Origin of the sequence: Caballeronia sp. INML2, assembly GCF_023631365.1 — a bacterium.
GTDB lineage: Bacteria > Pseudomonadota > Gammaproteobacteria > Burkholderiales > Burkholderiaceae > Caballeronia > Caballeronia turbans.
Genome location: NZ_JALQDH010000057.1, coordinates 1 through 23,955, shown reverse-complemented (window position 1 = coordinate 23,955; position 23,955 = coordinate 1). Strand labels below are relative to the sequence as shown.

At 63.2% G+C, this 23,955-nt stretch carries 24 protein-coding genes; 9 read left to right on the top strand and 15 right to left on the bottom strand.

Annotated elements, in window-relative coordinates:
- Positions 1-74 precede the first annotated feature (74 nt).
- Both NCT32_RS20240 and NCT32_RS20235 read left to right on the top strand, forming a co-directional pair.
- Complete coding sequence (locus tag NCT32_RS20240) at positions 75-962, top strand: PilZ domain-containing protein (protein WP_061119972.1); 888 nt, start codon at positions 75-77, stop codon at positions 960-962.
- 17 nt (positions 963-979) lie between these two features.
- Positions 980-1,558: a LysR substrate-binding domain-containing protein gene (locus NCT32_RS20235; protein ID WP_061119971.1), complete on the top strand. Its 579-nt coding sequence runs from the start codon at positions 980-982 to the stop codon at positions 1,556-1,558.
- A 332-nt stretch (positions 1,559-1,890) separates the two neighbouring features.
- Here the strand turns inward: NCT32_RS20235 and NCT32_RS20230 are convergent, their stop codons facing one another.
- Complete coding sequence (locus NCT32_RS20230; RefSeq protein ID WP_061119970.1) at positions 1,891-2,466, bottom strand: phosphonate degradation HD-domain oxygenase; 576 nt, start codon at positions 2,464-2,466, stop codon at positions 1,891-1,893.
- A 103-nt stretch (positions 2,467-2,569) separates the two neighbouring features.
- Here NCT32_RS20230 and NCT32_RS20225 point away from each other — a divergent pair, with 103 nt between their 5' ends.
- Both NCT32_RS20225 and NCT32_RS20220 read left to right on the top strand, forming a co-directional pair.
- Complete coding sequence (locus NCT32_RS20225) at positions 2,570-2,890, top strand: hypothetical protein (protein WP_250477520.1); 321 nt, start codon at positions 2,570-2,572, stop codon at positions 2,888-2,890.
- Positions 2,891-2,977: 87 nt separating this feature from the next.
- Entirely contained in the window at positions 2,978-3,571 is a 594-nt protein-coding gene (locus NCT32_RS20220) for a J domain-containing protein (RefSeq protein ID WP_061120045.1), read from the top strand.
- A 32-nt stretch (positions 3,572-3,603) separates the two neighbouring features.
- Here the strand turns inward: NCT32_RS20220 and NCT32_RS20215 are convergent, their stop codons facing one another.
- From NCT32_RS20215 to NCT32_RS20205, 3 genes are all read right to left on the bottom strand, one after another.
- Positions 3,604-3,852 carry a hypothetical protein gene (locus NCT32_RS20215; protein ID WP_061119968.1) on the bottom strand — a complete coding sequence of 83 codons (249 nt, stop codon included), beginning with the start codon at positions 3,850-3,852 and terminating at the stop codon, positions 3,604-3,606.
- A gap of 347 nt (positions 3,853-4,199) precedes the next feature.
- Entirely contained in the window at positions 4,200-4,571 is a 372-nt protein-coding gene (locus NCT32_RS20210) for a glyoxalase/bleomycin resistance/extradiol dioxygenase family protein (RefSeq protein WP_250477519.1), read from the bottom strand.
- An 11-nt stretch (positions 4,572-4,582) separates the two neighbouring features.
- Positions 4,583-4,906: a hypothetical protein gene (locus NCT32_RS20205; protein ID WP_061119966.1), complete on the bottom strand. Its 324-nt coding sequence runs from the start codon at positions 4,904-4,906 to the stop codon at positions 4,583-4,585.
- Between the two features lie 304 nt (positions 4,907-5,210).
- Between NCT32_RS20205 and NCT32_RS20200 the strand changes: the two genes are divergently transcribed.
- From NCT32_RS20200 to NCT32_RS20185, 4 genes are all read left to right on the top strand, one after another.
- The gene (locus NCT32_RS20200; RefSeq protein ID WP_086961373.1) at positions 5,211-7,406 is read left to right on the top strand and encodes a SulP family inorganic anion transporter; all 2,196 of its coding nucleotides are present in this window, start codon (positions 5,211-5,213) and stop codon (positions 7,404-7,406) included.
- 4 nt (positions 7,407-7,410) lie between these two features.
- Entirely contained in the window at positions 7,411-8,007 is a 597-nt protein-coding gene (locus NCT32_RS20195) for a DUF3280 domain-containing protein (protein ID WP_409219299.1), read from the top strand.
- 173 nt (positions 8,008-8,180) lie between these two features.
- Positions 8,181-9,245, top strand: coding sequence for a beta-propeller fold lactonase family protein (locus NCT32_RS20190; RefSeq protein WP_061120043.1), 1,065 nt, complete (start codon positions 8,181-8,183; stop codon positions 9,243-9,245).
- A 192-nt stretch (positions 9,246-9,437) separates the two neighbouring features.
- Positions 9,438-10,439, top strand: coding sequence for a glycosyltransferase (locus NCT32_RS20185; RefSeq protein ID WP_061119964.1), 1,002 nt, complete (start codon positions 9,438-9,440; stop codon positions 10,437-10,439).
- 21 nt (positions 10,440-10,460) lie between these two features.
- Here NCT32_RS20185 and NCT32_RS20180 read toward each other — a convergent pair whose 3' ends face one another.
- On the bottom strand, positions 10,461-12,806 hold the full coding sequence (locus NCT32_RS20180) for a TonB-dependent receptor (RefSeq protein WP_061119963.1): 2,346 nt from the start codon (positions 12,804-12,806) through the stop codon (positions 10,461-10,463).
- 175 nt (positions 12,807-12,981) lie between these two features.
- On the opposite strand from NCT32_RS20180, the gene NCT32_RS20175 reads away from it, so the two are divergent.
- Positions 12,982-14,004, top strand: coding sequence for an ATP-binding protein (locus NCT32_RS20175; RefSeq protein ID WP_250490497.1), 1,023 nt, complete (start codon positions 12,982-12,984; stop codon positions 14,002-14,004).
- Here the strand turns inward: NCT32_RS20175 and NCT32_RS20170 are convergent.
- From NCT32_RS20170 to NCT32_RS20125, 10 genes are all read right to left on the bottom strand, one after another.
- Positions 13,932-14,633, bottom strand: a complete 702-nt coding sequence (locus NCT32_RS20170; RefSeq protein ID WP_061119962.1) for a response regulator transcription factor — start codon at positions 14,631-14,633, stop codon at positions 13,932-13,934. The two genes, NCT32_RS20175 and NCT32_RS20170, sit on opposite strands and share 73 nt — an antisense overlap.
- Positions 14,630-15,826 carry a pyrroloquinoline quinone biosynthesis protein PqqE gene (gene pqqE, locus NCT32_RS20165; protein ID WP_061119961.1) on the bottom strand — a complete coding sequence of 399 codons (1,197 nt, stop codon included), beginning with the start codon at positions 15,824-15,826 and terminating at the stop codon, positions 14,630-14,632. Before pqqE ends, NCT32_RS20170 begins: the two co-directional genes overlap by 4 nt.
- Positions 15,827-15,830: 4 nt before the next feature.
- Positions 15,831-16,139 carry a pyrroloquinoline quinone biosynthesis peptide chaperone PqqD gene (gene pqqD / locus NCT32_RS20160; protein WP_250477517.1) on the bottom strand — a complete coding sequence of 103 codons (309 nt, stop codon included), beginning with the start codon at positions 16,137-16,139 and terminating at the stop codon, positions 15,831-15,833.
- Positions 16,136-16,882, bottom strand: coding sequence for a pyrroloquinoline-quinone synthase PqqC (gene pqqC / locus NCT32_RS20155; RefSeq protein WP_061120040.1), 747 nt, complete (start codon positions 16,880-16,882; stop codon positions 16,136-16,138). The genes pqqD and pqqC overlap by 4 nt, the downstream gene beginning before the upstream one ends.
- A 29-nt stretch (positions 16,883-16,911) precedes the next feature.
- On the bottom strand, positions 16,912-17,832 hold the full coding sequence (gene pqqB, locus NCT32_RS20150) for a pyrroloquinoline quinone biosynthesis protein PqqB (protein WP_061119960.1): 921 nt from the start codon (positions 17,830-17,832) through the stop codon (positions 16,912-16,914).
- Positions 17,829-18,401 carry a cytochrome b gene (locus NCT32_RS20145; RefSeq protein WP_061119959.1) on the bottom strand — a complete coding sequence of 191 codons (573 nt, stop codon included), beginning with the start codon at positions 18,399-18,401 and terminating at the stop codon, positions 17,829-17,831. The genes pqqB and NCT32_RS20145 overlap by 4 nt, the downstream gene beginning before the upstream one ends.
- 63 nt (positions 18,402-18,464) lie before the next feature.
- The gene (locus NCT32_RS20140) at positions 18,465-19,298 is read right to left on the bottom strand and encodes a formylmethanofuran dehydrogenase subunit C (RefSeq protein WP_061119958.1); all 834 of its coding nucleotides are present in this window, start codon (positions 19,296-19,298) and stop codon (positions 18,465-18,467) included.
- Entirely contained in the window at positions 19,295-20,236 is a 942-nt protein-coding gene (gene fhcD, locus NCT32_RS20135; RefSeq protein WP_061119957.1) for a formylmethanofuran--tetrahydromethanopterin N-formyltransferase, read from the bottom strand. The genes NCT32_RS20140 and fhcD overlap by 4 nt, the downstream gene beginning before the upstream one ends.
- A 3-nt stretch (positions 20,237-20,239) precedes the next feature.
- Entirely contained in the window at positions 20,240-21,934 is a 1,695-nt protein-coding gene (locus NCT32_RS20130; protein WP_250490496.1) for a formylmethanofuran dehydrogenase subunit A, read from the bottom strand.
- Positions 21,931-23,193, bottom strand: coding sequence for a hypothetical protein (locus tag NCT32_RS20125; protein WP_061119955.1), 1,263 nt, complete (start codon positions 23,191-23,193; stop codon positions 21,931-21,933). Before NCT32_RS20125 ends, NCT32_RS20130 begins: the two co-directional genes overlap by 4 nt.
- Positions 23,194-23,955 lie beyond the last annotated feature (762 nt).

Here is a 23,955-nt window from a genome sequence, read left to right as displayed (position 1 = left end):
ATCAAATCCGTAAATTGTCGAAAAACTAAGCAGGCTCATCACTGTGGGCCTTACGGACGACGGGGAAGATCGACATGGCGCTTGTCAGAATCGCGGAAAAGGATTTGAGGGTGGGTGCGCCACTAGACTTCGCTGTCTACACCGCAACAGGGAAACTGCTGATCAACCAGGGTGGCTGCATTCGGTCCGAAAACCAGCGCGACAGGCTCGTTGCGATGGGCGGTTTTCGAGACGCCGAATCTGCTCAGCCCGGCAAGCGAGCGCCCGCACAGGAAAGCCTCATTGTGTCCACCGCGAGCCATGATCGAGCCATTGCCGATGCCCGGCCCGTGGCAGCGCCGTCAGAGATCCTTCCAAAGAATCTTGAGAGGTTGCAGCTAACCGTTGTCGCCAGGCCGGACGCCGCGTTGCAAGTCGAGTTCGTGGGTTCGATCTCCGGGACTGCACTGGTCGTCGCGGTCTTGACCGGGTTTGAGTTCCTCGAGCCGGAAGTCGAGGTCGAGTGCAAGGCTCTCCTCGGTCGGAAGATTTATCGCTTTCACACAGTCGTCACCGGACGCAACCAGTCACCGGCGCAGGTTGTCTATCTCGCGCATCCCGATGCCGTCACGGCCCACGTCGTACGCAAACACCCGCGCATCGCAACAAGCATGGCCGCGCGGCTCATCAGAAACGACTGTATCGCTGCGGGCTTCGATGTCACGGTGGTCAACGTCAGCATGGGCGGGGCCTCTTTGCGCGCCTCCGATCGGTATCTGAAAATTGGCGAGCACTTCAAGCTGGCCCTGCGTGTTCGCGCCGAAGGCAAGGTGCACGCCGTTATGTTCAACTGCATTGCAAGGAACTCGCGGCCTACGGACGGCGGCGTATTGATCGGCGTCGAGTTCAGCGGCTTTCCCAACGACGCCCGCTCATTGCTCAAGACGCACATGTTCGAGACAGCGACGAGCAGCCACCTGTGACGAGCGCCGGCTAGTTTGTGCGCGGCCTGCTACCCGAGTTCCTGGAGGCCAACCCTGGCGCACAAGTCGAATTGATCATCAGCAATCAATCGATCGACCTCGGCAAGAGCGAGGCGGACGGGGCACTGCGCCTCGGATCGCCCGGCCAGGACTCTCTATATGCGACCAGAGTAGCGAGCGTTGGATTTGGGCTGTACGCGTCGAAGGAGTACGTCCGTCTATACGGGCTACCCGAGAATGACGCAGATCTGCTGAAGCATCGCTTCATAGGGATGTCCGGCAAGCTTGCCAGATTCGAGCCATCTGTCTGGTTGAATGATTTCGCGCCGCACGAATGTATGGCGATATCGTCCGACAGCCTGGGCTTCGGCTATCTCGCGGCTGAGAATGGGCTCGGTATTGCACTTCTGGCCTGTATCGTAGGTAACAGCTCGGCCAACCTTGTGCGTGTACCGATTACGACCAAAGTGCCCGTGCTGCCTCTATGGCTGGTCATGCACGAAGCTACCCGAAAGTTGCCCGGCGTCAAGGCACTGGCGCAGTACATTCGAACACAGGCGCACCATAAGGCCGCTGACTTCGGCGGCAGCCACTGAGTATGGCGTGGGGAAAGTCGGAATCGGTCGGCATGATTCGCATTGGCGTAGTGCCGGCATCGATCGATTAACGCACGCGTGCAGCGATCTCGTCGCGCTGTCGTGCGAGACGCATCGGCGGCGACGCGGGCGCTGATCTCTTAACGAAGGGCAGGCGTAGTCCTGCGGATTCGACGACCGCCTCTTCATCGCGCAAGTAACGCGTCGCGCACGAGCGTCTGGTCCTCGTTTACCGCCTCATCGCACGAGTCACCTCAACCGCTGCGCTGTTGCCCAGGAAAATCATGCTTTCCTGCACGTGCGTCGGCAAAGTAGCGCTGGGTTCAGCCAGTCTATTCACAGGTCGAAGTTAGCGAGCGCGTCACGAGCGCAACGCTTGCGGCCATATCCATGAAATGCGGCAGCGCGGGCGTGACGCGATGCGCGTCCTTCGCTTCGTCGTCCCAGCGGCGCAGAGCGATCGCGTCGTGTGCATAGGGCTTCGCCAGAAACGCTTGCGCGGCTTCATCGTCGAATATGCCGCCTTGCAGTTGCAGGCTTCGCACCGAATCCGCGGACAGTCGCGCGTGATACGACGTGTCGATCGCGCACAGGCAGCGCTTCGCATCGACGTGCAGGCGGATCGGCTCGAGCACGGCGTCGGAGAAGAGCGGGCGCAGGAACGGCAGCGCGAAGTACTGGTGCAGATCGTCGATGCCGCGCTCGGTCGGCGTCTCGCCCTGCAGATTCAGCAAGTGCCCGAGGTCATGCAGTAATGCCGCGACGATCAGCTCGGGGCGCGCGCCCGCCGCCTCGGCCAGCGTGGCGCTTTGCAATGCGTGCTGCAATTGGGTGACCGGCTCGCCGCTGTAGGCGAGCGAGCCGTGCGTGTCGAAGAGATGCCGGATGTCGGCGAGTGTCAGCGCCATCGTAAGGAAAGGGTCGAGCGGGTATGCTGGAGCGCGAAAACGCGCAATGGTCGCAGGCTTTTGTGACGCGACGATGGCCGCGCGCAGAATGGAACCGACGCTCATGCCCTTCTTCTTCAGCCGACGCCCCGAACTCGCCGGACTCGATCGCTCCGCACGCCGCGACGTGCGCCGCCTCGCGTGGCATTTCGCGCAGCGACACTGGACGCTGCACGCGCCGGCGTTCGCGTGGGTCGTGTTCGTGCTGCTGCACACGCGCTATCACATCGTCCCGGAGCGGCGCGATTATCTCTTGATCACGCTCGCGATTTTCGTGCTGGCGGTGGTCAATATCCGGCTTCATATCTCGCGCTATTTGAAACCCTCCCGCGCCATTTTCGACGCGCTCGGGAGCGCGGCCGCACGCAGGATCACGGGCCGCTAGGCGCGTGTTGCGATGCCGCATCTTGCGAAAAGACCCCGTTTTTCGCGTGTTACGATGCTCGGCGACCCGTATCCAACCGAAGGCAAGATGGCGACGCTATACCAGACCCTCGGCGTGGACGAGCACGCCACCGAAGAAGAAATCAAACGCGCGTATCGCAAAGCCGCGATGCGCTGCCACCCCGATCGCAATGTAGGCAACGAAGACACTGCGCGCGCGAAGTTTCTGGAGATCAAGGAAGCCTACGCGATTCTCTCCGATCCCGCGCAGCGCGAAGTGTACGACCGTATTTACGCTGAAGAGATGCGTCGCTTCGAAGAGCGCGTGCGCCGGGAAGAAGCCGAACGCGAGGCGCGTGAGGCGAAGGAGCGCGAGGCGCGCGAGGCGCTCTATGCGAAGCGCGTATCGCTCGCGATGCGCTTCGCATCGAAAGGCCATAACCGCGATGTCGTGTTCGGCGTGCTGCTCGGTGCGCAATGCGGCGAGCCTGAGGCACGTCAGATCGCGGACAGCGCAATTGCGCTGCATGAATCCAGACAGGCCAGCAAAGACAGAAAAGAGCGAGAGGAAGCACGCGCTAAGGACGAGAGAGAAGAGCAGGAGCCTGTCAGCGACAGCGCCGGCGCGGCGAATCCGCTCGGCGCAATGTGGTTCCAGTTCCTCAACAACCTTCGTTTCTGATTGCCACCCCGGGGCGGTGAAACAAGACTGGCTCAGGCGACCAGTCTTTCACCGCGCATGTTGCTTTGCTTCGGTGCGGGCGGATAGACGCACCAGTGACCGTCGTCGTGACGAAAGAAGAACAGCGCTCTCGCCGCCGCGCCGTGCAGCGCCTCGACACAAACATATCGGCGCCTGTCAGAACGCGTGCGGCTGAACTGCCGTACATGCACGGGCATGCTGCCCGGCGCGAGCCATTTTTCGACCTGATAACGAAGGGACCGCTCGTTCACGCATTTCATTTTCAGTCTCCTGCGGCATTCATGATCGGGTTTACGGTCGAGGCTGCCGATCTTTAAGTCCCGCTCAATGAAAACCCTGCCGCAATGCACCACGTTCTTGATAAAACACTTGAACTCTACGCCCGGAATTACTGGCAGTGCCCGTTTTTGCGAAATAGCAACAGCGAGCAACAGCGAGCTTTTACGCGTCTTCCCCATGCCCCGTTCATTCAAAACGCGTACGCCGATGAGTTCATCGTCGTGCAACGTGATGCAGGGGTATGTGCGCGATCGGTCATATGAAATGGCCGATGCGTACGCTACCCGTCACTGGATGTTAAGCGAATGTCGTGCCTGAGACGCACGAATCATAGCGGACGCGCAAAACTCAGCTCGTGGCCGTCCGGATCGGTGAGATGGAAATAGCGCTCGTTCCAGGGCGCATCGCGCGGCGCGAATTGCGGCTCGATGCCGTGCGCCTGCGCTTTCCGGTAGAACGCGTCCACATCGGACACGTAGATGATCACGCGGCCCCAAAACTGAATCGGGCCGTGCGTCTCGCTGGTGAGATTGAGAAATGAACTGCCGAGCGCGAACGAAGTGAAGGCCTCGTTTGCGCCGCCATACAGGAGGCGAAAGCCGAGCGCTTCATAGAAGCGCACCGCGCGCGGCATGTCGTGCGTCGCGAGCGTGATCGCGCTCAGGCCTTCGACATGCGCGTCGTCTTCTCGCGATCCCATGCTCTCGTTCGTCATCCCGGATGATGCTGATGCGACACCAGCGGCAGCACCGAAAGATCCGGATGCGTGCCATCGACGATGCTCTTGCCGATATGCCGCGCATCGTCCACGGCGTCCTGTGCGCTCTTGTATGCGTCTTCGCCGTCGGCGTGAAAATGCACCGCTTCGCCGGGTATCTCCGCGTTCGCGCCGGGCCTGCACACATGTCCGATATACACGTAGCGATCCGCCTTGCCGGGCGCCGCGTGTTCGGGCGTCGGCTTCAATTGCGGCTGCACGTGGATCTCGAAACCTTCGTAGTCGAAAACGTGCCACTGAGCGGGATCGTCGGGCATGATCGCCTCCTTGGTGTAGTGTTCGCTCGCAAGTCAACGTTACTCCAGTTGACGCGATGAATCCACCGCGAAGGGTATTCACGTCAGATGAAAGCCGCGCTCGCATCGGCGCGTGCGGCAGGTCACGGGAAAATTGACATCGTTCTCGCGCGCAGCGGATACTTTTCGGCGCGCTTTGCGTTCGAGCGGGTTCGAGCGGGTTCGAGCGGGTTCGAGCGGTTCGAGCGCATACGTCTGCCGTTTTCCCGCATCGGGAGGCGCCGTGAAGCCAGCCACGACACATCGCACGGTTCTCGCGCGCGCCATGCCGCGCGCCGCCGCGCTCGTCGGCGATATCACCGCCGGCACCGTGTCCACGCTCATGATGCTCTGCTACGCGATGAGCCTCGGCACGCTCATCTTCAGCGCCGATCTTGCGCGCTATGCCGAGCTCGGCGTCCCGACCGCGCTCGTGAGCTGCATCGTCACCGCGTTCGTCATCGCGCTGACGAGCTCGATGCGCATGAACATCGGCGGCCCGGACAGCAATGCGACTGCGTTTCTCGTCGGCGTCGCGGCGGGCGTCGCGAGCAGCGTGCGCGCGAACGGCGGATCGCCGACGGAAATCCTGCTGACGGTGCTCGTCGCCATCGCGCTGTGCTCGCTCGTCACGGGAGTCATTCTCTTCGCGATCGGTTCATCCAGACGCAGCCGCTCGCTGCAATTCCTGCCATATCCCGTGATGGGCGGCTTTCTCGCCGGGACCGGCTATCTGCTGATCGCGGGCGCGTTTCGCGTGCTGACGGGCGTCGCACTCGACTGGCACACGCTGCCGCGGCTCGTGCAACTGCACTGGCTCGCATGGGCGCCCGCGCTCTTCGTCGGCGCGCTCGCGACGATCCTCGCGCGCACATGGCGGCACGCGGCCGCATTGCCGATCACGCTCGCCATCGGCATCGCGCTCTTCTATGCGCTGCTGCACGTCGCCGGCATTTCGCCCGATGACGCGCGCAACATGGGCCTCCTGCTTCAGCATGTGCCGATGCACGCGCTGCACATCCCCGAGCTGCACTTGCCGTCGTCGCTCGCGCACGGCGAGGTCGACTGGCGTGCGATCGTCGCGCACCTGCCCGAGACGCTTATCGTCACGTCGGTGTCGGCGATCACGATCATCATGAACTCGACCGCGATGGGCGCGGCCACCGGGCAGGACATCGACCTGAACCGCGAGATGCGCGCTGCGGGCCTCGCGAATATCGCGAGCGGTCTCTTCGGCGGGATGGTCGGCTATCAGTCGTACAACCGCTCGATGCTCAACGCGCGCGCCGGCGCGACGAGCCGCGCGGCAGGTGTGTTCGCCGCGCTCGCGTGCCTCTTCGTGCTGATCGCCTCGCCCGATCTCGTCTCGCTGTTCCCGGTGCCGGTGCTCGTCGGCATGCAGATCTACATGGGGCTGCGGCTCATGATGGACTGGCTCGTCGGCGCGTATCGCAAGCTCACGTGGCACGAATATTTGCTCGTGCCGCTGATTCTCGCGGTGATCGCGTTCTATGGCGTGATCGCGGGCGTCGTCGCGGGCGTGGTCGCGGCATGCGTGACGTTTGCGCTGCTCTACGGACGCGCCGGCTGCGTGCGCATGGAGTTCGACGGCCGCACCCGCACGTCGAACGTCGAACGCAGCATCGAGGAGACACGCTTTCTGATGGATCGCGGCGATGAAATCTGCGGCGTCTGCCTGCAAGGTTTCCTCTTCTTCGGCTCCGCGAACTCGATGCTCCAGCGGGTGCGTGAACGCATTCGCTCGCATGGTCCGCGACCGGTGCGTCACGTCGTGCTCGATTTCGCCTGGACCAACGGCATGGACGCGTCCGTGTCGCTCGCGTTCGTGAAGCTGCGCCAGGCGTGCGCGGCGATCGGCGCGGATCTCGTGCTGACCGCGCTGCCGCGCAACTCGCGCGTGCTGCTCGAGCGCACGGGCGCGCTCGCGCTCGGTATCCGCGAGTTCGACACGCTCGACGCGGGCCTCGAATGGATTGAAGCGCAGCAGCTCGCCGCATCGACGCGCACGCGCGAACCGCGCGTGCCGGCCGGCGATTTTCGGGCGATGCTCGCGCCGCACTTCACGCCGCGCGCGCTGGAAGGGCTGGCTAATCTGCTCGACGTATGCGCTATCGGCGCGGGCGAGGCGCTCTTTCGCCGGGGCGATGCGGGCGATGCGCTCTATATCGTCGAGGAAGGGCGCGTGACCGTGTCGCTTCCGCTCGCGAACGGCCGCTCGGTGCGGCTGCGCTCGTTCGGGCCGGGGACGATCATCGGCGAAATGGCGGTGTATACGAATGCGCCGCGAAGCGCGGATGTCTTCGCCGACGAGCCCGCGCGCCTGCGGCGTCTCACGCTCGCGGCGTTGCGCAAGCTCGAACTCGACGATCCGCTGACCGCGCAGGAATGGCATCGCTTCGTCGTGAAGATGATGGCGTCGCGGCTCGCGGTAGCGGACGAAGCGTTGCGCGCGTCGTCGTGAGCACGTGTCGCTTGCCCGTCTGCGCGATCACCGGTATGGTCGCGTGCAGATGCTCATCATCGAGGCCGACGCCATGATCCACTCGCTTCGCGCGCTGCTCGCGATCACGCTCGCCATCGTCATGAGCGGCGCGCTCGCGCAGTCCGCGCCGCAATCCATCGCGATGCTCGATTGCACGCTCATCGACGACAACGCAGCCTACAACGATGCCGAGATCAATCGCATTCAGACGGAGCGCCTCGCGATGGTGAGCGGCGCCTTGCGCGATGACCTGCGCGAACGCGCGCTCTTTCGCGTCGCCGACAACGCGCAGGCGGGCGATCTGATCGCGTCGCTGAAAAGTGCGCAGGACATGAGCGCGTGCAACGGCTGCGAACTGCGTGTCGCAAAAGAGCTGGGCGCGTCGCGGGTCGGCGTGTGCTGGGTGCAGAAGATCAGCAATCTCATTCTCAACATGAACTTGCGTGTCGAAGATGCCGACAGCGGCGCGATGCGCTTTCAGCGCTCGGTGGACATACGCGGGAACACCGATTTGTCGTGGAAGCGGGGGGCGAAGGCGCTCGTCGATCTGCTTGCAAGCGATCCCTCCGCGACGCGCTGACTCCGCGCGACGCGTCTTTCCCGTCGAATTCGGGAATTTCTCCCGGCCGATGCCGTTGCCACTGCGCCGACGATTGCGCTAAGTTGGACTTGCAGGCACGCGCGACGTGCGATTTCGCCGCGCGCGTGCGTCAAACGAACTCGAACAAGCCAACGAAACCGCTGGAGACGACCATGCAAGTCAGATTCAAGGCGGCGCGCATCGCCTGCGCGTCGGTGTTCGCGCCATCGCTCGCACTCGCCGCGAGCTTCGCGCACGCCGCCGCGCCGACCGCCTACGTGACGACCGAGAGCGCCGGCGTCGGCGTGATCGATCTCGACAATCTCTCGCTCGCGAAGACGTGGGATGTCGGCAAGGACGGCCCGCGCGGCCTTTCGCTGAACAAGGATGGCACGCGTCTCTATGTGGCGAACAAGACGACGGGCGACCTGTCCGAGATCGACACATCGTCGGGCAAGGTCGTGCGGCGCGTGAAGATCGGCAAGAATCCGGAATTCGTGCGCGTGTTCGGCGGCTATGCCTATGTGACGTACGAGCCGGGGGAAAGCGGCGGCCCGCCGAAACCTGGCCAGCCGGAAAAGGATGACGACGACGCCAACTCGCCGCCCGCCGAAATTGCCATCATCGATTTGAAGACGATGAAGGTCACGCATTCGGTCAAGAGCGGCCACGAGACGGAAGGCGTCGAGTTTTCCCCCGATGGCAAGCTGATCCTCGTGACCAACGAAGGCGACGACACGGTGTCGGTGTATCGCGTCGGGACGGGCAAGCCGGTGCGCACGGTGAAGCTCGACAAGGGTTCGCGTCCGCGCGGCATCAAGGCGTCGCCGGACGGCAAGCAATATGTCGTCACGCTCGAGAACGCGAACAAGTTCGTCGTGCTCGATGGCACGAGCCTGAAGACCATGAAGACCGTTGATACGAAGACGGGCCCGTATGGCGTCTCGTTCGATCCGTCGGGCAAGCGGCTGCTGATCGCGGCATCGCGCGACAAGACCTTGCAGGTGTTCGATGGCGCGACCTACGAGCACATGCAGGACGTGCCCGTGGGTCAGCGCTGCTGGCACTTCAGCTTCACCCCCGACGGCTCGAAGCTGCTGCTCGCGTGCGGGCGCTCGAACGCGGTCTATGTGCTCGACGGCGCCGATTACAAGGAGATCAAGCAGATCGGCGATCTGCCGCTCGCGTGGGGCATCGTCACGTATCCGGCGAGCGCGGGGTCGATCGTCGGGCGTTGAACGGAACGTTGTTCTCGTTCGGCAGACGGCCGCCTTGCGCGGCCGTTTCGTTCTGCGCGGTCCGTCGTTGCGCAAGCCAGAACGCTTCGCCGTTTCGATGCCTGATAGCATCGGGGAAAGACGTTCTATGACATCTCGCCCGGGCAGCTGGCGGACAATGCACGGCTTCATCCGCCCGGAGAGGCTGACGCCATGCCGAAAATTTCCGTAGTCGTGCCGACTTACAACGCGCAAAAATACATCGTCGAGACCTTGCACTCGTTGCTGCGTCAGGACGCGGACTTCGAGCTTCTCGTTCTGGACGACGCCAGCACCGACGCGACACTCGATCTCGTGCGCGGTCTGAACGATTCACGAATCCGCGTATTCGCGCTCGAACACAATCAGGGGCGGCCCGCCAACGCGAATCGGGCGTTCAACCTGTGCCGCGGCGAATACATCGCGCGCATCGATCACGACGACATCGCCGAGCCGGACCGGTTGAGAAAGCAGAGTGTGTTTCTCGATGCGCATCCGGATATCACTGTCGTCGGCACGCAAATCCGGCATTTCGACGAAGACCATTTCACGAGCGACTTTCCGCTCGACGACGCGAACATCAAGGCGCGCTTTACGGTCGGTGGAGCGTACCTGGCCAATCCGAGCACCATGTTCCGGCGTGAGTTCGTGCAGCAGCATGGCATCCGCTACGATCCCAACCTCGACATCGTCGACGATCTCGGCTTCTGGTTCGACTGCATGCTTCATGGCGCGCGTTTCGCGAATCTGCCGGAAGCGCTCACGCTGTATCGCGTGCATAGCGGCATGACGTCGCTCAACCTGGATAGCGCGAAGCTGTATGAAGCGAAGATCCGGCTCTACGCGCGCATGCTCCCGGCGTTCTACCCGCGCATGACAGGACACGACGTCGCCAACATAAACAAGCTGTACGCCCATCCGATCGAGATCGAGATGAGCATGGACGATGTGCTTGCATTGCATCGCTCCGTGGGCGTGGCGCTCTCCGAAATCGATCTGCGTTGGGGTGCGGACCCGGCGCAACTCGAAGGCGGGCTTCTCGGCATGCTCGGTCACAGGATGAACCTGCGCAATCAAAAGCATCCGCGCAGCGAGGAAGATCTGCATCGCTGCAACGTCGCGCTTTGGGAGGGCCTCGAGTCGCGCGGCATTCCGTGGAAGTCGTATCAGGAATAGGCCGCGCGCATTCGCGCCGCGTCACTTCCACGCATACCGCATCCCCACCCACACGCCGCGCGGCGCACCCACGCCGAGGAACTGCTCGTTGACGGTGTCGCCGCCGTTGAACGTATGGTTCGGCCCGTTGAAGAAGTTCTCGCCGAGAATCGCGAAGTTCGCATAGCGCTTGTTCAACAGGTTCTTCACCGTCGCATAGACCTGCAGTTGCTTGGTCACGTTGTAGGTCGTGTCGAGGTCGATCAGGAAATAACCCGCGACGCTGCCGTTCACGTCCTGATTGTTCTCGTCGCCCCGCGCGAAGATGCTGCTGCGATACGTAAGATTCGCGCCGATGTTCCAGCGCGAAATCGGGTTGTAGTCGAGGCGCATCTTCACCGTGTTCGCCGGAATGCCCGGAATGCGGTCGCCCGAATGCACGGTGATGTTGCCGTCGTCGGCGCTCGAATTGCTTGCGCTGCTTTCGCTCCACGTCGAGCGATACGTCGCGTTCACATAGCTATAGCTCGCCGCGACGCCCAGCGGCCCCCATTGCGTGCGGCCCGCGAGTTCGAAGCCTTGCCGCCGCGTCTTGCCGACGTTCTGGAAATACCCGAGCGTGCTCGCCGCGCCCTGACTGCTGACGAACTGGATATCGTCGGTAAGCGTCGTGCTGTAGGCCGCCGCGCTCCACGTCGTATGGTTGCCGATGCGCCCGCGCGCGCCGATTTCGAATGTCTTCGAGATCACGGGCTTCAGATCCGGGTCCGCGATGAAGTCGTTGGGCAGCGAGCAGGGCGCGGCCGGGTCCGCGCACGCGAGCTCGATGGCGGTCGGCGAGCGCATGCCTTCGTTATACGTCGCGTACGCCGTGAAGTAAGGCGTCGGATTCCAGTTGAAGCCGATGGCCGGATTGAAGCGCGAGAACGTGTGATTCCCGTCGAGCAGCGGCTGCACGCCGCTTTCATCGCCGATGGTCGCCTTCGCCCAGTTGTAGCGGCCTGCTAGCGTCATCGACCATTGCTCGTTGAAGGAGAACGTGTTTTCGAAGTAGATGCCCAGATTCGCATTGTGCGTCTTCGCGTCCGTGGTCGGCGCGAAAGGACCGGTGCCGATGGTCGCGCGGTTGTCCTCGAAGACGGCCGGCTGCTCGGCTTGATTGAAATGCGAATTCGCGAAGTCGCCCGCCGCGCCGATGATCAGCTGATTGTCATGGCCGAACAGCCTGTTGAGCAGCGTGAGTTGCAGACTCGCGCCGTAGCTGTCCGTCACGATGACCGACTGATCGTTGAAGGCTTGCGTGAGTTCGTCGGCATCGTCGCCGTTCGGATCGAAATCTTCGTTCACGTTGGAACTCACGTTCTTGTTGCGATAGTGGCGGTAATACACGTTGCCGCTCAACTGCACGTTCGGCGTGATGTAGTGCTCCGCGTTGATCGTCAGATAGCCGACCTGGTTCTCGTTCGTATCGGGGAACGTGTAGGCCTGACGGAAGTTGTCCATGAACGAGCGCGGGATCGTCTGCGAGCCGTTCAGCGTGTTGTCCGCGCCGCCCATCGATACGGAGATCGTCGTATCGGCATCGGTATAGCGGATCTTGCCGAACGCCTGTCGCAACTTGCTCGCGTTGTGATCGGCCCAGCCGTTGTCGTTCGTGATGTTGGCGGTGAAGTAGTAATCCAGATGATCGCCGATCAAGCCGCCTTGCTCGATTTGCGCATACTTGCGCCCGAACGAGCCGAAGCCGACATCCACATTGCCGCCGGGATTGCTGCGGCCGTTCTTGGTGGTTACGGCGACCGCGCCGCCGAGCGTGTTCAGGCCGAAGGTCGGGTTCGAGCCGGGGATGATCTGCATCGTCTGGATCGCGGCCTGCGGAATCAGGTCCCAGTTGACGACATCGCCGAAGGGCTCGTTGATGCGCACGCCGTCCATGAACACCGACAGCCCTTGCGGCGTGCCGAGCAGCGGCGAAGCGGTAAAGCCGCGATAGTTGATGTCGGTCTGCCACGGATTGCCCTGGGCATCGTTGGTATCGACGCTGACGACGTTCTTTTCCAGGTAGTTGGCGATCGTGGGCGTATGCTGCGCCTCGATCTCCGAGCCCTTGATGGTCTGCACGTTCGCGGGCACCTTTTCGAGCGGTGTGCCGACGCCGACGAGCGGCGTGGTGCCGACCACGACGATCGTGGGCAACTCCGTGTCCGGCGGCGTTTGCGCCTGCGCTGCCGAGGCAGCGGGCGGCGCTTCGGCCGCATTGGTCGATGGAGGCGTTTGCGCCCACGCAGCCACGGTGATGCTCGCGAACGCGCCGCCGAAGATGAGCCGCAGCCCTGCTCGGGGTTTGAACGGATGCGCGGGCGCGGGCAGGCGCGGCATGCTCCTCATCGGTCGTCTCCTCTTATCGTTCGATCCACGCGTCGGGATTGTTCTCTCAATGAAAGCGTCGCATAAGAATGAACGGATGGACCGGGAGGTTTTCCCGATCGCGCAGGGAAGCGTTCCCAAATGCGTTCCCGCTACCGCACCGCGCGATGACGCCGTGCGTAGAATGCATTCCGTGATGCCATCCGAATCCTTGCCCTCTCTCGCGAAAGACGCCGACCGTCGCGCGCCGCGCTCGCCGGCATGGCGCGATCTGGCCTGCGTGATCGCGAACACGCTCGTCGCCGCCGCGCTCTTCGCACGCTTTGACTTCAGCGAGTACGCGTTTCGCCTGACGCGCAGGGCCGAGCGCTTCCAGCTCGACGAATTGCCGCCGACGCTCGTCGTGCTCGCGATCGGCTTCGCGTGGTTCGCGTGGCGCCGCTATCGCGAGGCGCAGTCGGAAGTGCGCCGGCGACGCGTGCTGGAAGAAGAGGCCGAGCATCTGCTCGCGGAGAACCGGCGGCTCGCGAGTCAGGCGATCGCGGCACAGGAAACCGAGCGTCGCCATCTCGCGCGCGAATTGCACGACGAGCTCGGCCAGTATCTCAACGCCATGTCGCTCGATGCCGGGCGTATCCGCGACCTGTCGGCGGGGCGCGAGGCGGAGGTGCATCGGCTGTCGCTGTCGCTGATGCACAGCGCGACGCACGTGTATCGCGAGATCGGCGGGATGATTCGCAGGCTGCGTCCCATCGGGCTCGATGAATTCGGTTTGCCGACCGCGCTCGAACATTGCGTCGATGGCTGGCGCGAGCGCTTGCCCGATGCGACATTTACGCTCGCCGTCGAAGGCGACTTCGACAATCTGAGCGATGCGCTCAACATCACGCTGTACCGGCTCGTGCAGGAAGGGCTTACGAACGTGTCGAAGTTCGCGCGGCGCTCACGCGTGGAGATTTATCTGGCGCGCGCGCCGCAGGAAATCGTCGTGACGATGGCCGACGACGGGCCGGGCGTTGATCTCGCGAAGCCGCGCAACGGGCTCGGTCTGATCGGCATGCGCGAGCGTGTCGAAGCGCTCGGCGGGACGCTTCAGATCGCGAGCGAGCCGGGCGGCGGCTTCCTTTTTTGCGCGCGCGTGCCGGCTCAGGCAGGACTGCCGTTGCCGACTTCGGGGCCGAACGACGCAGCGGCGGACGAAGCGAAATCGGCGAAGTGAAGGCCCAGGCGATTCGCGATCTGCGCAAGTTGCACGCCGTTGTCCGCGCCGAACTTTTGGCGGATCACCGATTGATGATTCGCGACCGTCTTCTGACTCAGGCCCAGCTTCTCCGCGATGCTCGGCAGCGTATAACCCTGCACGAGCAGACGCAGCACTTCGAACTCGCGCGCGGATAACTGCCGTCCCGGGGGGCCTTCCTGAATCGTCGCGCGCAAGGCCAGCGCCTGCGAAATATCCGGACTCAGATAGCACGCGCGGCGCGCGACGGATCGCACCGCTTCGACGAGCACGTCAGGGGCGCTCGCCTTCGTGACATAGCCGCGCGCTCCGGCATCGAGCGCGCGCCGCACGAAGATCGCTTCCTCATGCACGCTGAAGATCAGCACATGCGCATGCGGCTCGCGCGCCAGCATGCGCCGCATCGCCTCGATGCCGCTCGCGCCGGGCAGCGCGAGATCCATCACCACGACATCCGGCTGCAACGCGCAAAACTTCTGGTAAGCCTCGGCCGCATCCGCCGCTTCGCCCGCGACGCTCACGTCGGGACTCAGTTCGAGCAGACGCTTGTAGCCTTCACGCACGACGGCGTGATCGTCCACGAGCAGCACGGAGATGTCGGCAATCATGGCTTGTCTTCTCCTTCTTCTGAACCATTATCGCGAGCAAGCGCCGCGATGCGTTTCGAGTTCGCATCGTTGCGAAAGACGATGGGTTGCTCCTGCGGTTCCTGCCTCGCCGATGCCGCGCGCACCACTTCGATCACGCGCTCGTGATGCGGGGACTTGTCGCACACCGGGTCCGCATTCGCGGGGTCCTGCGTCAACAGATACGCCTGACAGCGGCAGCCACCCATGTCGATGGCTTTCTCGTCGCAACTGCGGCACGGCTCCTTCATCCAGCCGAAGCCGCGAAAGCGATTGAACGCATCGCTCTCGTACCAGATGTCCTTGAGCGGCATCTCGGTGACGTTCGGAAACGTGAGGCCCGGCAGCGAGCGCGCGGTGTGGCACGGCAGCGCGGCGCCATCGGGCGCGATGCCGAGAAACACCGAGCCCCAGCCGTTCATGCAGCGCTTGGGCCGGCGTTCGTAGTAATCGGGCACGACGAAAAAGATCTTGCACCTGTCGCCGATCTCCTTGCGATAGCGCTCGACCACGGCCTCCGCTTCGTCGAGTTGCTCTTTCGTCGGCATGAGCTGCGCGCGGTTCGCATGCGCCCAGCCGTAGTACTGCGTGTTCGCGAGCTCGAGATATTCGGCGCCCATCGCGAGCGCCATGTCGATGATGCGTCCGATATGCGGCAGGTTATAACGATGCAGCACGCAGTTGAGCACCATCGGAAAGCCATACGCCTTGATGAGCGTCGCGACGCGCTTCTTGTAGTCGAAGGTCTTCGTGCTGGAGAGAAAGTCGTTGAGTTCCTGCGATGAATCCTGAAACGAAAGCTGGATGTGATCGAGCCCGGCTTCCTGCAGCGCGCTGATGCGCTTCTCCGTCAGGCCAATGCCCGACGTGATGAGATTCGTATAGAAACCCAGCTTGCGTGCTTCACCGACGAGCGTTTCGAGATCGTCGCGCAAGAGCGGCTCGCCGCCGGAGAAGCCGAGTTGCGCCGCGCCCAACGCGCGCGCCTGACGCAATACGTCGATCCATTGAGCGGTATCGAGCTCGCGCGTATGGTCGGCGTAATTCACGGGGTTGTAGCAGAACACGCAATGCAGCGGACAGCGATACGTCAGCTCCGCGAGCAGCCACAGCGGCGGCGCAATCGGCGCGCCTTCGTGCTCGGGTTTCGCGATCGGTTCGGACAAGTCGGTCATGACGCTACTCCAGCCAGCCGCGCGCACGCGCCCCGGCGATGAACGCGCGCACGTCGTCGCCGAGGCCGGACGCGTTGAACGCCTGTTCCAGATCCGCGACGAGCGCGGGGATATCGCGCGTGCCGTCGCAACGCAGAAGAATCTGCGCGGCGCTTTGATTGAGCTTCACCATGCCTTCGGGATAAAGCAGCACATGCGCATCCTGCGCCGGCTCCCATTGCAGTCGAAAGAGGCGTTTTAGCTTCGGATGCAACGAATCGTCGGGCGCTTCGACGGCTTCTTGCTTGCGTTGCGTCGGATTGATGTCGCTCATTGCGGGAAAGCCTTTTCGATCGAATCGAGCATGGTCCAGAGAATGTCGAGCTTGAATTGCAGGATATCGAGCGCGCGTTGCTGCGCCTGACGCGTCGTGAAATGCGCGAGCGTCACTTCGAGACCGTGCTCGACGTCGCGCTGGGCAAGCGACACGCGCGAGCGGAAATACAAAAGCCCTTCCGGCTCGATCCACTTGTAATGCTCGGGCCACGTCGCGAGACGATCCTTGTGAATCTGCGGCGCGAACATCTCGGTGAGCGACGAGCACACCGATTCCTGCCACGGCGCGCGCCGCGCGAAGTTCACGTACGCATCGACGGCGAAGCGCACGCCCGGCGTCACGAGCTTCAGCGACCATAGATCGTCGCGGGACAGGCCCACTGCGTCGCCGAGACGCGCCCATGCCTCGATGCCGCCCGGCTGATCGCCGTAGCCGTCGTGATCGAGAATGCGCAACACCCAGCGTCGGCGCGTTTCGCGATCGGGACAATTCGACATCACCGCCGCATCCTTCAGCGGAATGTTGATCTGGTAGTAGAAGCGGTTCGCGACCCAGCCGCGAATCTGTTCCTTCGAAGAGCCGCCGCTATTCATCGTCACGTTGAATGGATGATGAATGTGATACGCCGTGCCCTTCGCGCGCAACTGCGCTTCGAATTCCTCGCGCGTCCACGCGGGCCCGTCGTCCTTCACCGCGGTGAAGATCGGGCCTGTGGTCGGGTTGAGCATCGGATCGAACATCGGGCGGTCTCCAGTATCCAGTGCGAGTGTCATAGCTCGAAGCTCATGCCGTCGTGCGCGACTTCGATGCCGTGCTCCGACAGAATGCGTCGTTCGGGTCCATCCTCGACGAGGATAGGGTTCGTGTTGTTGATGTGGATCAGCACCTTGCGGACGTCCGCGCGATCGATCGAATCCAGCACTTCGATCATGCCGCCCGCGCCGCTCTGCGCGAGATGGCCCATGTCCCTGCCGGTCTTCTTCGTGAGCTTCAGCGCGATCATTTCGTCGTCGGTCCACACGGTGCCGTCGACGAGCAGCAGGTCCGCTTCGCGCATCGCATCGAGCACGTGCGGTTCCAGTGCGCCGAGACCCGGTGCATAGAACGCGCGCCTGCCTGTGGCCGTATTCGTGAACATGAGGCCGATGTTATCGCCCGTTTCCGGCGCATCGCGATGCGGCGAATAAGGCGGCGCCTTGCTCGACAAAGGCAACGCGTCGATGGCGACGCGCGGCAGTTCGGGTACGGAGAACGATGCGCCATCGAGCGCGATGCGCCTGTGCTCCACACCGCAGTAATGCGACAGAATCGACGTGACCGGAAAGCCCGTCGAGAGGTCTTGCCACACGGCGTCGGTCGTATAAAGCGGCAAGGGCGCGCCGCGCTCGCGCAGCATCAGCAGGCCCGTGACGTGATCGATCTGCGCATCCATCGTGACGACGGCCGCGATGCCGGTATCGCGCACACGGCGCGCGGGCTGCAGTTCGGGATTCGCCGCGATCTGCGCCAGGATATCCGGCGATGCGTTGACGAGCAGCCAGTCCTCGCCGTTATCGGTGACGGCAATGGACGACTGCGTGCGCGCGCGCGCCGCGATCGTCCCGCGCCGCACGCCGTCGCAATTGCGGCAGTTGCAGTTCCATTGCGGAAAGCCGCCGCCCGCCGATGAACCGAGCACGCGTATTTTCAAGGCAACATCCTCCGCAAGAGACCGTCGCGGTCGATCAGTTGATGCTTCATCGCGCCGAGAAAATGCAGGATGACCAGCGCGGCCATGATCCACGCGAGATATCCGTGGATGCCGAAAAAAATCTCCCGAAGGTGCTTGTCGTCCCAGCCCCATTGCGGCAGCGCAATGCCCCAGAGCTTCGTGCCGAACTTGTTGAACGACGAGCCGAGATATCCGGTGAGCGGCATCGCCACCATGCCTGCATATAAAAGAGCCTGCGTAATGCTCGCGGCGGCGCGTTGCCACGTTCGCATCGGCGGCAGAGGCGGCCGGCCATAAGCCAGGCGTACCAGGATGCGGATCAGCACCAGCAGGAAAGCGGTGATTCCAAGCGACTTGTGGAAGTTTATGAGGTCCGACTTGAACGGCAGCCCGCGCGGCAGACCGACCATATAGAAGCCGATGCACAGCATCGCGATGATCGCAATCGCCATGAGCCAGTGCAATGCGATCATCGGGCGCGCGTAACGCTCGCCAGCGGCATCGATGCTGCCGTCGCGCGAGGTCGCGGTTGTCCGCGCGGTGCTCATGCCCTGCCTCCCGTGAAAATGGTTTTCGTTTCCGACGATTCAATCTGCATTTTTCTCGCCTGTCTAAGAATTGGCGATCAGCAATTCCCCCCGTCCATCCACGGCGAGGTCGCCGGCGTAGCGTCGCGGCAACACATCGCCGGCCAATGCCGCGAATGACGCAAGCCCGCGTGTGCGCTCGCGCGCGAGCATCCGCGTGAAGAGCAGCCAGAACACGTCGAAGCCGCGCCCGCCCTCGGTGAAAGTCGGCGGAATGCGAGATGGCGCATGTGTCAGTAACACCGTGCCGCGCCGCATGCCGTATCCCAAGTGTGCGCCCACTTCCCCTCCGACGCAGACCGATCCCGCGATCAGCCGCGACGCCGCGAAATCGCCTGCATCGCCCGCGACGAGCACCGTCCCGCGCCGCATGCGGTCCGCGAGGCGCGCGCCCGCGTTGCCGTGAATCGCGAGTGTGCCGCCCGCCATGCCTTCCATGTCGCCGGGCAGCGCGCCCGCCGCGAAATCGCCCGCGTCGCCGTGAATCGACAGACGGCCGCCTTGCATCTCGCACGCGGCGAAAGCACCTGCATCGCCCTCAATGTGCAACTCGCCGCCGGACATCTTCAAGCCCGCGTAATCGCCTGCGTTGCCCTGCACCGTGAGCGTGCCTTCGGTCATGTTCGCGCCGATGCGATCGAGCCAGCACGCGTCGCCTTCGATCGTGAGCGAGGGCTTGTCATCCTGCGTCAGCGCGATATCGAAGAGATCGCCGAGCGCGCACGTTTCGCCGGCGCCTTGCAGGACGACGCGAGGCAAGTCGGCCCGCGAAGCAGCCGCAAGTTCGACAGGCAGTAATTTCGACCCGTCGACGCGAAAGCCCGGCGCATTTTTTACGCGCAACGTGATCGCGTTCATGCGCGGCTCCCGTCGATATCTTTAGACAGCTCGTGCAGCTTGAAGTGATAGGGCCCGAGCTTGCCGCCGTAATTGCCTGCGGAAATGCGCAGGACGCCGCCCGCGCGGCCGATGTTCGTTGCGGCCGCGATGCCGGCTGTCATCGCGGCGCCGACATCGGCGTCGGTGAGGCCGTCGATCACGATTTCGAGCACGCACGCGACGTCCGGCGTCAGCTCGCTTTTCTTCGACAAACCGACGAGCGTCGGACAGAACGCATCATTGGTCGATGCGGCCGCGCCCGCGTATTTCGAGCCGATCTTGGAGCCCGAGCGCACGACGCCGCCCGGAAACGGGGTGATGACGTTCGGCAACCGATGCATCGCGGCGACGGCGGACTCCGCAGCTTGCAAGGCGCTGTCGATATCGCGCGCAAGAAACAGCAGGTTGCCGCCGCCGACCGCCTTCACGGTCGCGGTAAATTCCTCGCAGACGAACTCGCCGTCCATCACCGGCACGCGCCAGTAACGCGTGCCGTCGAGGACTTTCGAGATCTGATGGCCGTCGCCGAAAAAGCGCAGGCCAGCGCCGAGCGGCGCATTGTCGGAGAGCGGTGCGCGCGTGTTGGCGGGATCGATGCCGCCATAGACCGCCGTCGTCGGGCATGTCAGCACGCATTGGCCGACACGCCGCGCGATCTGCTTGGCCAATTCCTTCGACGATATCGCGAAGATCAGGACCGAGATGCCCGGCCTGCCATCGGGCGTTTCATCGCCCGTGAGATCGCGTTCGATGCCCGCCTCGCAGCCGCAATCGATGACGGACGTAGCGAACCCCGTCAGCGAATTGGCCGCATGGCGCGCCCACGTCGGCGTATGCGCGGTGATGACGAGGCGGGTCGCCTTCATCGGGAAGGCTTCGGCAAAGGTGTCGTCGATCTGCGTATCGTTGATGCGCATGCGTCAACTCCCGCTCGCCGCGAAGCACGCGACGGGCAAGAGCCGCCCGCCGTTGCAGCATGCGCAGATTTCGTCGTCGCCGATCGCGATATTTTCGAAGCGTGTCGCGAGATTCTTCTGCGCGAAATCTCGCACGCGCTTTTCGATCGCGCGGTCGTAGTCCGGGCTCACGTAATGAATGCCGCCGGTCGGCGTCGCGAGCAGCGTGCCGTCGCGCGCGATCAGTTCGCCATCCTTGAACACATAAGCGGGCGATGTGAACATGCGCTCGCGATCGGCGTCGTCGCGATATACGGCGATATCCGCCGCCGCGCCTGCGCCGAGATGACCGCGATCTTTCAAACCGAGCAGTTTCGCGGGACCGGCGCGCGTAATGATCGCGATCTCGTAGAGCGAGAATTCGCGCGTGATTTCGGCGAGCGCGGTCGTGGTCTTCGCATCGGCGTGCAGCGTGTCGAGTTGCGCGTCGCGAAAGGACTTGTCCATCAGCAAGCGGATCAGATGCGGATAGCTCGTGAAGGGCGCGCCGTTCGGATGATCGGTGGTCATCGATACGCGCCACGGATCGTCGACGAGCAGAAAGATTTCCAGCCCGATGATCCATTGCAGCGCGTTCACAAAGCTCTCTTCGCGATACTTGAACGGCACGACGCCGCAGCCCGCATCGCATTCGATATCGCCGAGGGCCCATTTTCGCGGCCGGGCCATCGGTGCGTTCTTGAACTGCATCATCGTGTCGCCTGATGCCGTGACCGTCTGACCGAAGATGATCTGGCCGACATCGATCGTCACATTGGGCCGCGCGTTCACCGCTTCGGCGATCGCCCGCGCGCCCGACGAGAACTTGCGCGGGCCTTCGGTGCCATAGCTATGGAACTGGATATGCGTCAGATGAATGGGCAGGCCTTCGGCGGTATCCATCGTTCGGATCGTCGATTCGATATTGCCCGGCACGCCGAGATTGCTTGCATGCACATGCAGCGGATGCGGCACGCGCAGATCGGTCAGCGCGCGTGTGAGCGTCTTCAATACATCGCGCGGCGTGATGCCGTAGTGCACGTGTTTTTCATCGACATCGAGCGAACGCTGATTGAATTTGAACGCCGAAATGCCGCCGGGATTCACGACCTTCACGCCGAGCGCCTTGCTCGAATTGATCGTCCAGCCGACGTAATCGCGCAGGCGCTCGAAATCTTCGTTGGCGGCGAGCATCTGAAGGAAGAGCTCGTCATTGCCCATCATCACGTAGGCGCCGTGATCGATGATCGGCGTGTCGCCCATTTCCAGATGCGCATGCCGCGCGTTCGAGGCGATCATCGCCGGTTCGAACGCGGCCGTATAGCCCATTTCCGCATAGCGATAACCTGCGGCGAGCGTGCCCGGCGCGCACACACCGCATGAAGGCAGGCGCATGTAGCGGCCTTCGTTCGGGCGATCGGGCACGGCGCGCGGATCGTCGCGATGATCTTCCGGCAGCAACAGGCGCGACAGATTAGTCTTGCCGCCGCCGATATGCGAATGCAGGTCGATGCCGCCCGCCATCACGATCATGCCGTTGGCATCGAAATCACGTTCGATGCTTTCTGCTTGCGCATGATCGACGATGCGTCCGTCGCGGATATAGATGTCGCGCTTCTCGCCATTCACGCCGTTCGCCGGATCGTAGAGCGTGCCGCCCTTGAGACGCGCGAGGCTCATGATGGCCTCCGTGCCTGCGCGAGTTGCGAAGCGATCGAAGCGACCGTCGGCAAGACGACACTGCGCGCGGCGGCGAGCGGCGCGACCACGGACGTATCGACGCGAAACAGATGTCCGCCGCTGTCGATGCCGGGCGTCGCGACCGGAATGAACACGGTCGGGCCTTTGCGCGCGGGCGTTTGCGTCGATGGATGGCCGAGGATGATCGCGGGCACGTCGTCGGCGAGGGAGGCGGGCAGCGGCTCGGGCGCGAAGCTCGAGACCCAGAGCAGCGCATCGATTTCACCGCGGCGCAGGAGCGTTTCAGTGCGATAGCGATGCGTATCGTGATCCAGCGGCATGCCGTATGCGACGCGCGTGCGCAGCGGAAAGCCCGAGAGCCATGTGATCGCCTGATTGACGGAGGCGGCGCCGTCGTCGCCGGTCAGCGCGAGCGCGCCGGCGCGCGCGGTGCGGTTGATTGCTTTCACGATGCGTTGCAGCGCTTCGATTGCAAGCGCCGCATGAGGGCCGGCGAATGCCGATGGCTCGTAGACGAAGGCCGTATAGTGCGCCGTCTTGATGCGCTCGGTCAGCGCGACGAGATCGGGTGTCGGAATCGGGCGGCCGCCTTCGACATGCGCGGACCACAGCGCGAGCGTATCGAAGGGATCGGTGTCGCGCAGAATCGCTTCGGCGCGTGCATGCGCTGCTTCATCGATGTCGCATCCGACGAATACGATGTTCACGTCGCGTCCTTCGCCGATGGCGCGTTCGTAGAAGCGCGGATAGCGTTGCGAGGGCCTGCATGCGAACACGATGACGAGATCGGCGCGTGAGCGCACTTCCGATAGCGTCGTGAAGAAGGAACCGCGGTCTTGCAGGGCGCGGTTGCTATCCGCGAGCGTATCGCCGTGCAGATGATCGAGGATCGCGCCGCACTGCGCGCAGAGTTCATAGAGCGCGCGTGCGCCGGCCACGTCGGTCGCGAGTCCGCCGAAGAGCGGCCGACGTGCGCTCGATAGGATCGCCGCGGCCTGCGAGAGCGCCGACGCGAGATCGGTGGGTTGCCCGTCGATCGCGGGGTGGCGGTTTGCGTCCTGCGGACCGAAGTGGGCAAGCGACGCCTCGAGCCTGGTGCAGGCGGTGTGCGGCGCTGCGAGCCGCTGGTCGCCGGTTGGTGCGAGCGTGATGTCGTCGCATAGCAATGGGCAGAATGGACAGGTCCAAAGGTTTGCGCCTGCGGCCTGGGCGTTCGATGTTGTGGGGGAATCGGGCATGGTCGTGCTTTGGAGCAAGGTTTATGCCGGTTTTCTTTTTGCTTTTTGCGGTTTTTTTCGCTGGATCCCGTATTCTTTTTGGTTTATTAGCGTTGCCCCTATGCGGGGCGGCAGTCACTTTCTTTGCTGCTGCAAAGAAAGTAACCAAAGAAAGCAGCTCGAGACGCCCGCGGTCACACGCAGATTGGCCACGCGTGCCAGGCGATCGTGGGCTGCCTAAGTGTCGCCCTCATAGGACTAACCCGGCTTGGATCGCGCACGGTCTGTCGCCTCGCACCGCTTGACTCACTGGCTCAGCGCCAAATGGCTCCGGCCCGCTTCGCGGCCGATGGGTCAATCGGGTCTGCTCGTGCTTCCTTACTAGCGCCTCGATCTCACTGCATTGGTTATCCGTTGGTTTCCCTTGTTGACCCGGCGGCAGCGCGTAGCGCTGTGCCGGAGCTATTTGGTGCTGAACCAGCTTCTTTTGAGTACTAGCTAGTCAGACCGTGCGCGATCCAAGCCCGGCGGGTCCTTTGAGGGCGACACTTAGGCAGCCCACGGTCACATGGCAAGCATGGCTAAACTGCGTGTGACCGCGGGCGTCTCGAGCTGCTTTCTTTGGTTACTTGTATATTGACTCCAAGTATTCGGAAACTATCTTTCCACTTACTCGAAGCGGTAGCCCGTTTGTGTTACATGGGCTCGCAGCCCGAAAGAAAGCTGGTGGCGCCGCTTCTCCTTACCGCTTTGAACCCGAACAGTTGACTGAGCCTCGAGCTC

What these genes read in the sequence shown, in the direction of transcription:
- NCT32_RS20200 (WP_086961373.1), top strand. Translation starts at nt 5,211, where the DNA reads ATGCCGCGCGCCGCCGCGCTCGTCGGCGATATCACCGCCGGCACCGTG.
- NCT32_RS20240 (WP_061119972.1), top strand. Translation starts at nt 75, where the DNA reads ATGGCGCTTGTCAGAATCGCGGAAAAGGATTTGAGGGTGGGTGCGCCA.
- fhcD (WP_061119957.1), bottom strand. Translation starts at nt 20,236, where the DNA reads ATGCGCATCAACGATACGCAGATCGACGACACCTTTGCCGAAGCCTTC.
- pqqE (WP_061119961.1), bottom strand. Translation starts at nt 15,826, where the DNA reads ATGACCGACTTGTCCGAACCGATCGCGAAACCCGAGCACGAAGGCGCG.
- NCT32_RS20210 (WP_250477519.1), bottom strand. Translation starts at nt 4,571, where the DNA reads ATGGGATCGCGAGAAGACGACGCGCATGTCGAAGGCCTGAGCGCGATC.
- NCT32_RS20180 (WP_061119963.1), bottom strand. Translation starts at nt 12,806, where the DNA reads ATGAGGAGCATGCCGCGCCTGCCCGCGCCCGCGCATCCGTTCAAACCC.
- NCT32_RS20170 (WP_061119962.1), bottom strand. Translation starts at nt 14,633, where the DNA reads ATGATTGCCGACATCTCCGTGCTGCTCGTGGACGATCACGCCGTCGTG.
- pqqC (WP_061120040.1), bottom strand. Translation starts at nt 16,882, where the DNA reads ATGTTCGATCCGATGCTCAACCCGACCACAGGCCCGATCTTCACCGCG.
- NCT32_RS20145 (WP_061119959.1), bottom strand. Translation starts at nt 18,401, where the DNA reads ATGAGCACCGCGCGGACAACCGCGACCTCGCGCGACGGCAGCATCGAT.
- NCT32_RS20230 (WP_061119970.1), bottom strand. Translation starts at nt 2,466, where the DNA reads ATGGCGCTGACACTCGCCGACATCCGGCATCTCTTCGACACGCACGGC.
- NCT32_RS20125 (WP_061119955.1), bottom strand. Translation starts at nt 23,193, where the DNA reads ATGCCCGATTCCCCCACAACATCGAACGCCCAGGCCGCAGGCGCAAAC.
- NCT32_RS20225 (WP_250477520.1), top strand. Translation starts at nt 2,570, where the DNA reads ATGCCCTTCTTCTTCAGCCGACGCCCCGAACTCGCCGGACTCGATCGC.
- NCT32_RS20130 (WP_250490496.1), bottom strand. Translation starts at nt 21,934, where the DNA reads ATGAGCCTCGCGCGTCTCAAGGGCGGCACGCTCTACGATCCGGCGAAC.
- pqqD (WP_250477517.1), bottom strand. Translation starts at nt 16,139, where the DNA reads ATGAGCGACATCAATCCGACGCAACGCAAGCAAGAAGCCGTCGAAGCG.
- NCT32_RS20185 (WP_061119964.1), top strand. Translation starts at nt 9,438, where the DNA reads ATGCCGAAAATTTCCGTAGTCGTGCCGACTTACAACGCGCAAAAATAC.
- NCT32_RS20215 (WP_061119968.1), bottom strand. Translation starts at nt 3,852, where the DNA reads ATGAAATGCGTGAACGAGCGGTCCCTTCGTTATCAGGTCGAAAAATGG.
- NCT32_RS20220 (WP_061120045.1), top strand. Translation starts at nt 2,978, where the DNA reads ATGGCGACGCTATACCAGACCCTCGGCGTGGACGAGCACGCCACCGAA.
- NCT32_RS20175 (WP_250490497.1), top strand. Translation starts at nt 12,982, where the DNA reads ATGCCATCCGAATCCTTGCCCTCTCTCGCGAAAGACGCCGACCGTCGC.
- NCT32_RS20190 (WP_061120043.1), top strand. Translation starts at nt 8,181, where the DNA reads ATGCAAGTCAGATTCAAGGCGGCGCGCATCGCCTGCGCGTCGGTGTTC.
- NCT32_RS20140 (WP_061119958.1), bottom strand. Translation starts at nt 19,298, where the DNA reads ATGAACGCGATCACGTTGCGCGTAAAAAATGCGCCGGGCTTTCGCGTC.
- NCT32_RS20205 (WP_061119966.1), bottom strand. Translation starts at nt 4,906, where the DNA reads ATGCCCGACGATCCCGCTCAGTGGCACGTTTTCGACTACGAAGGTTTC.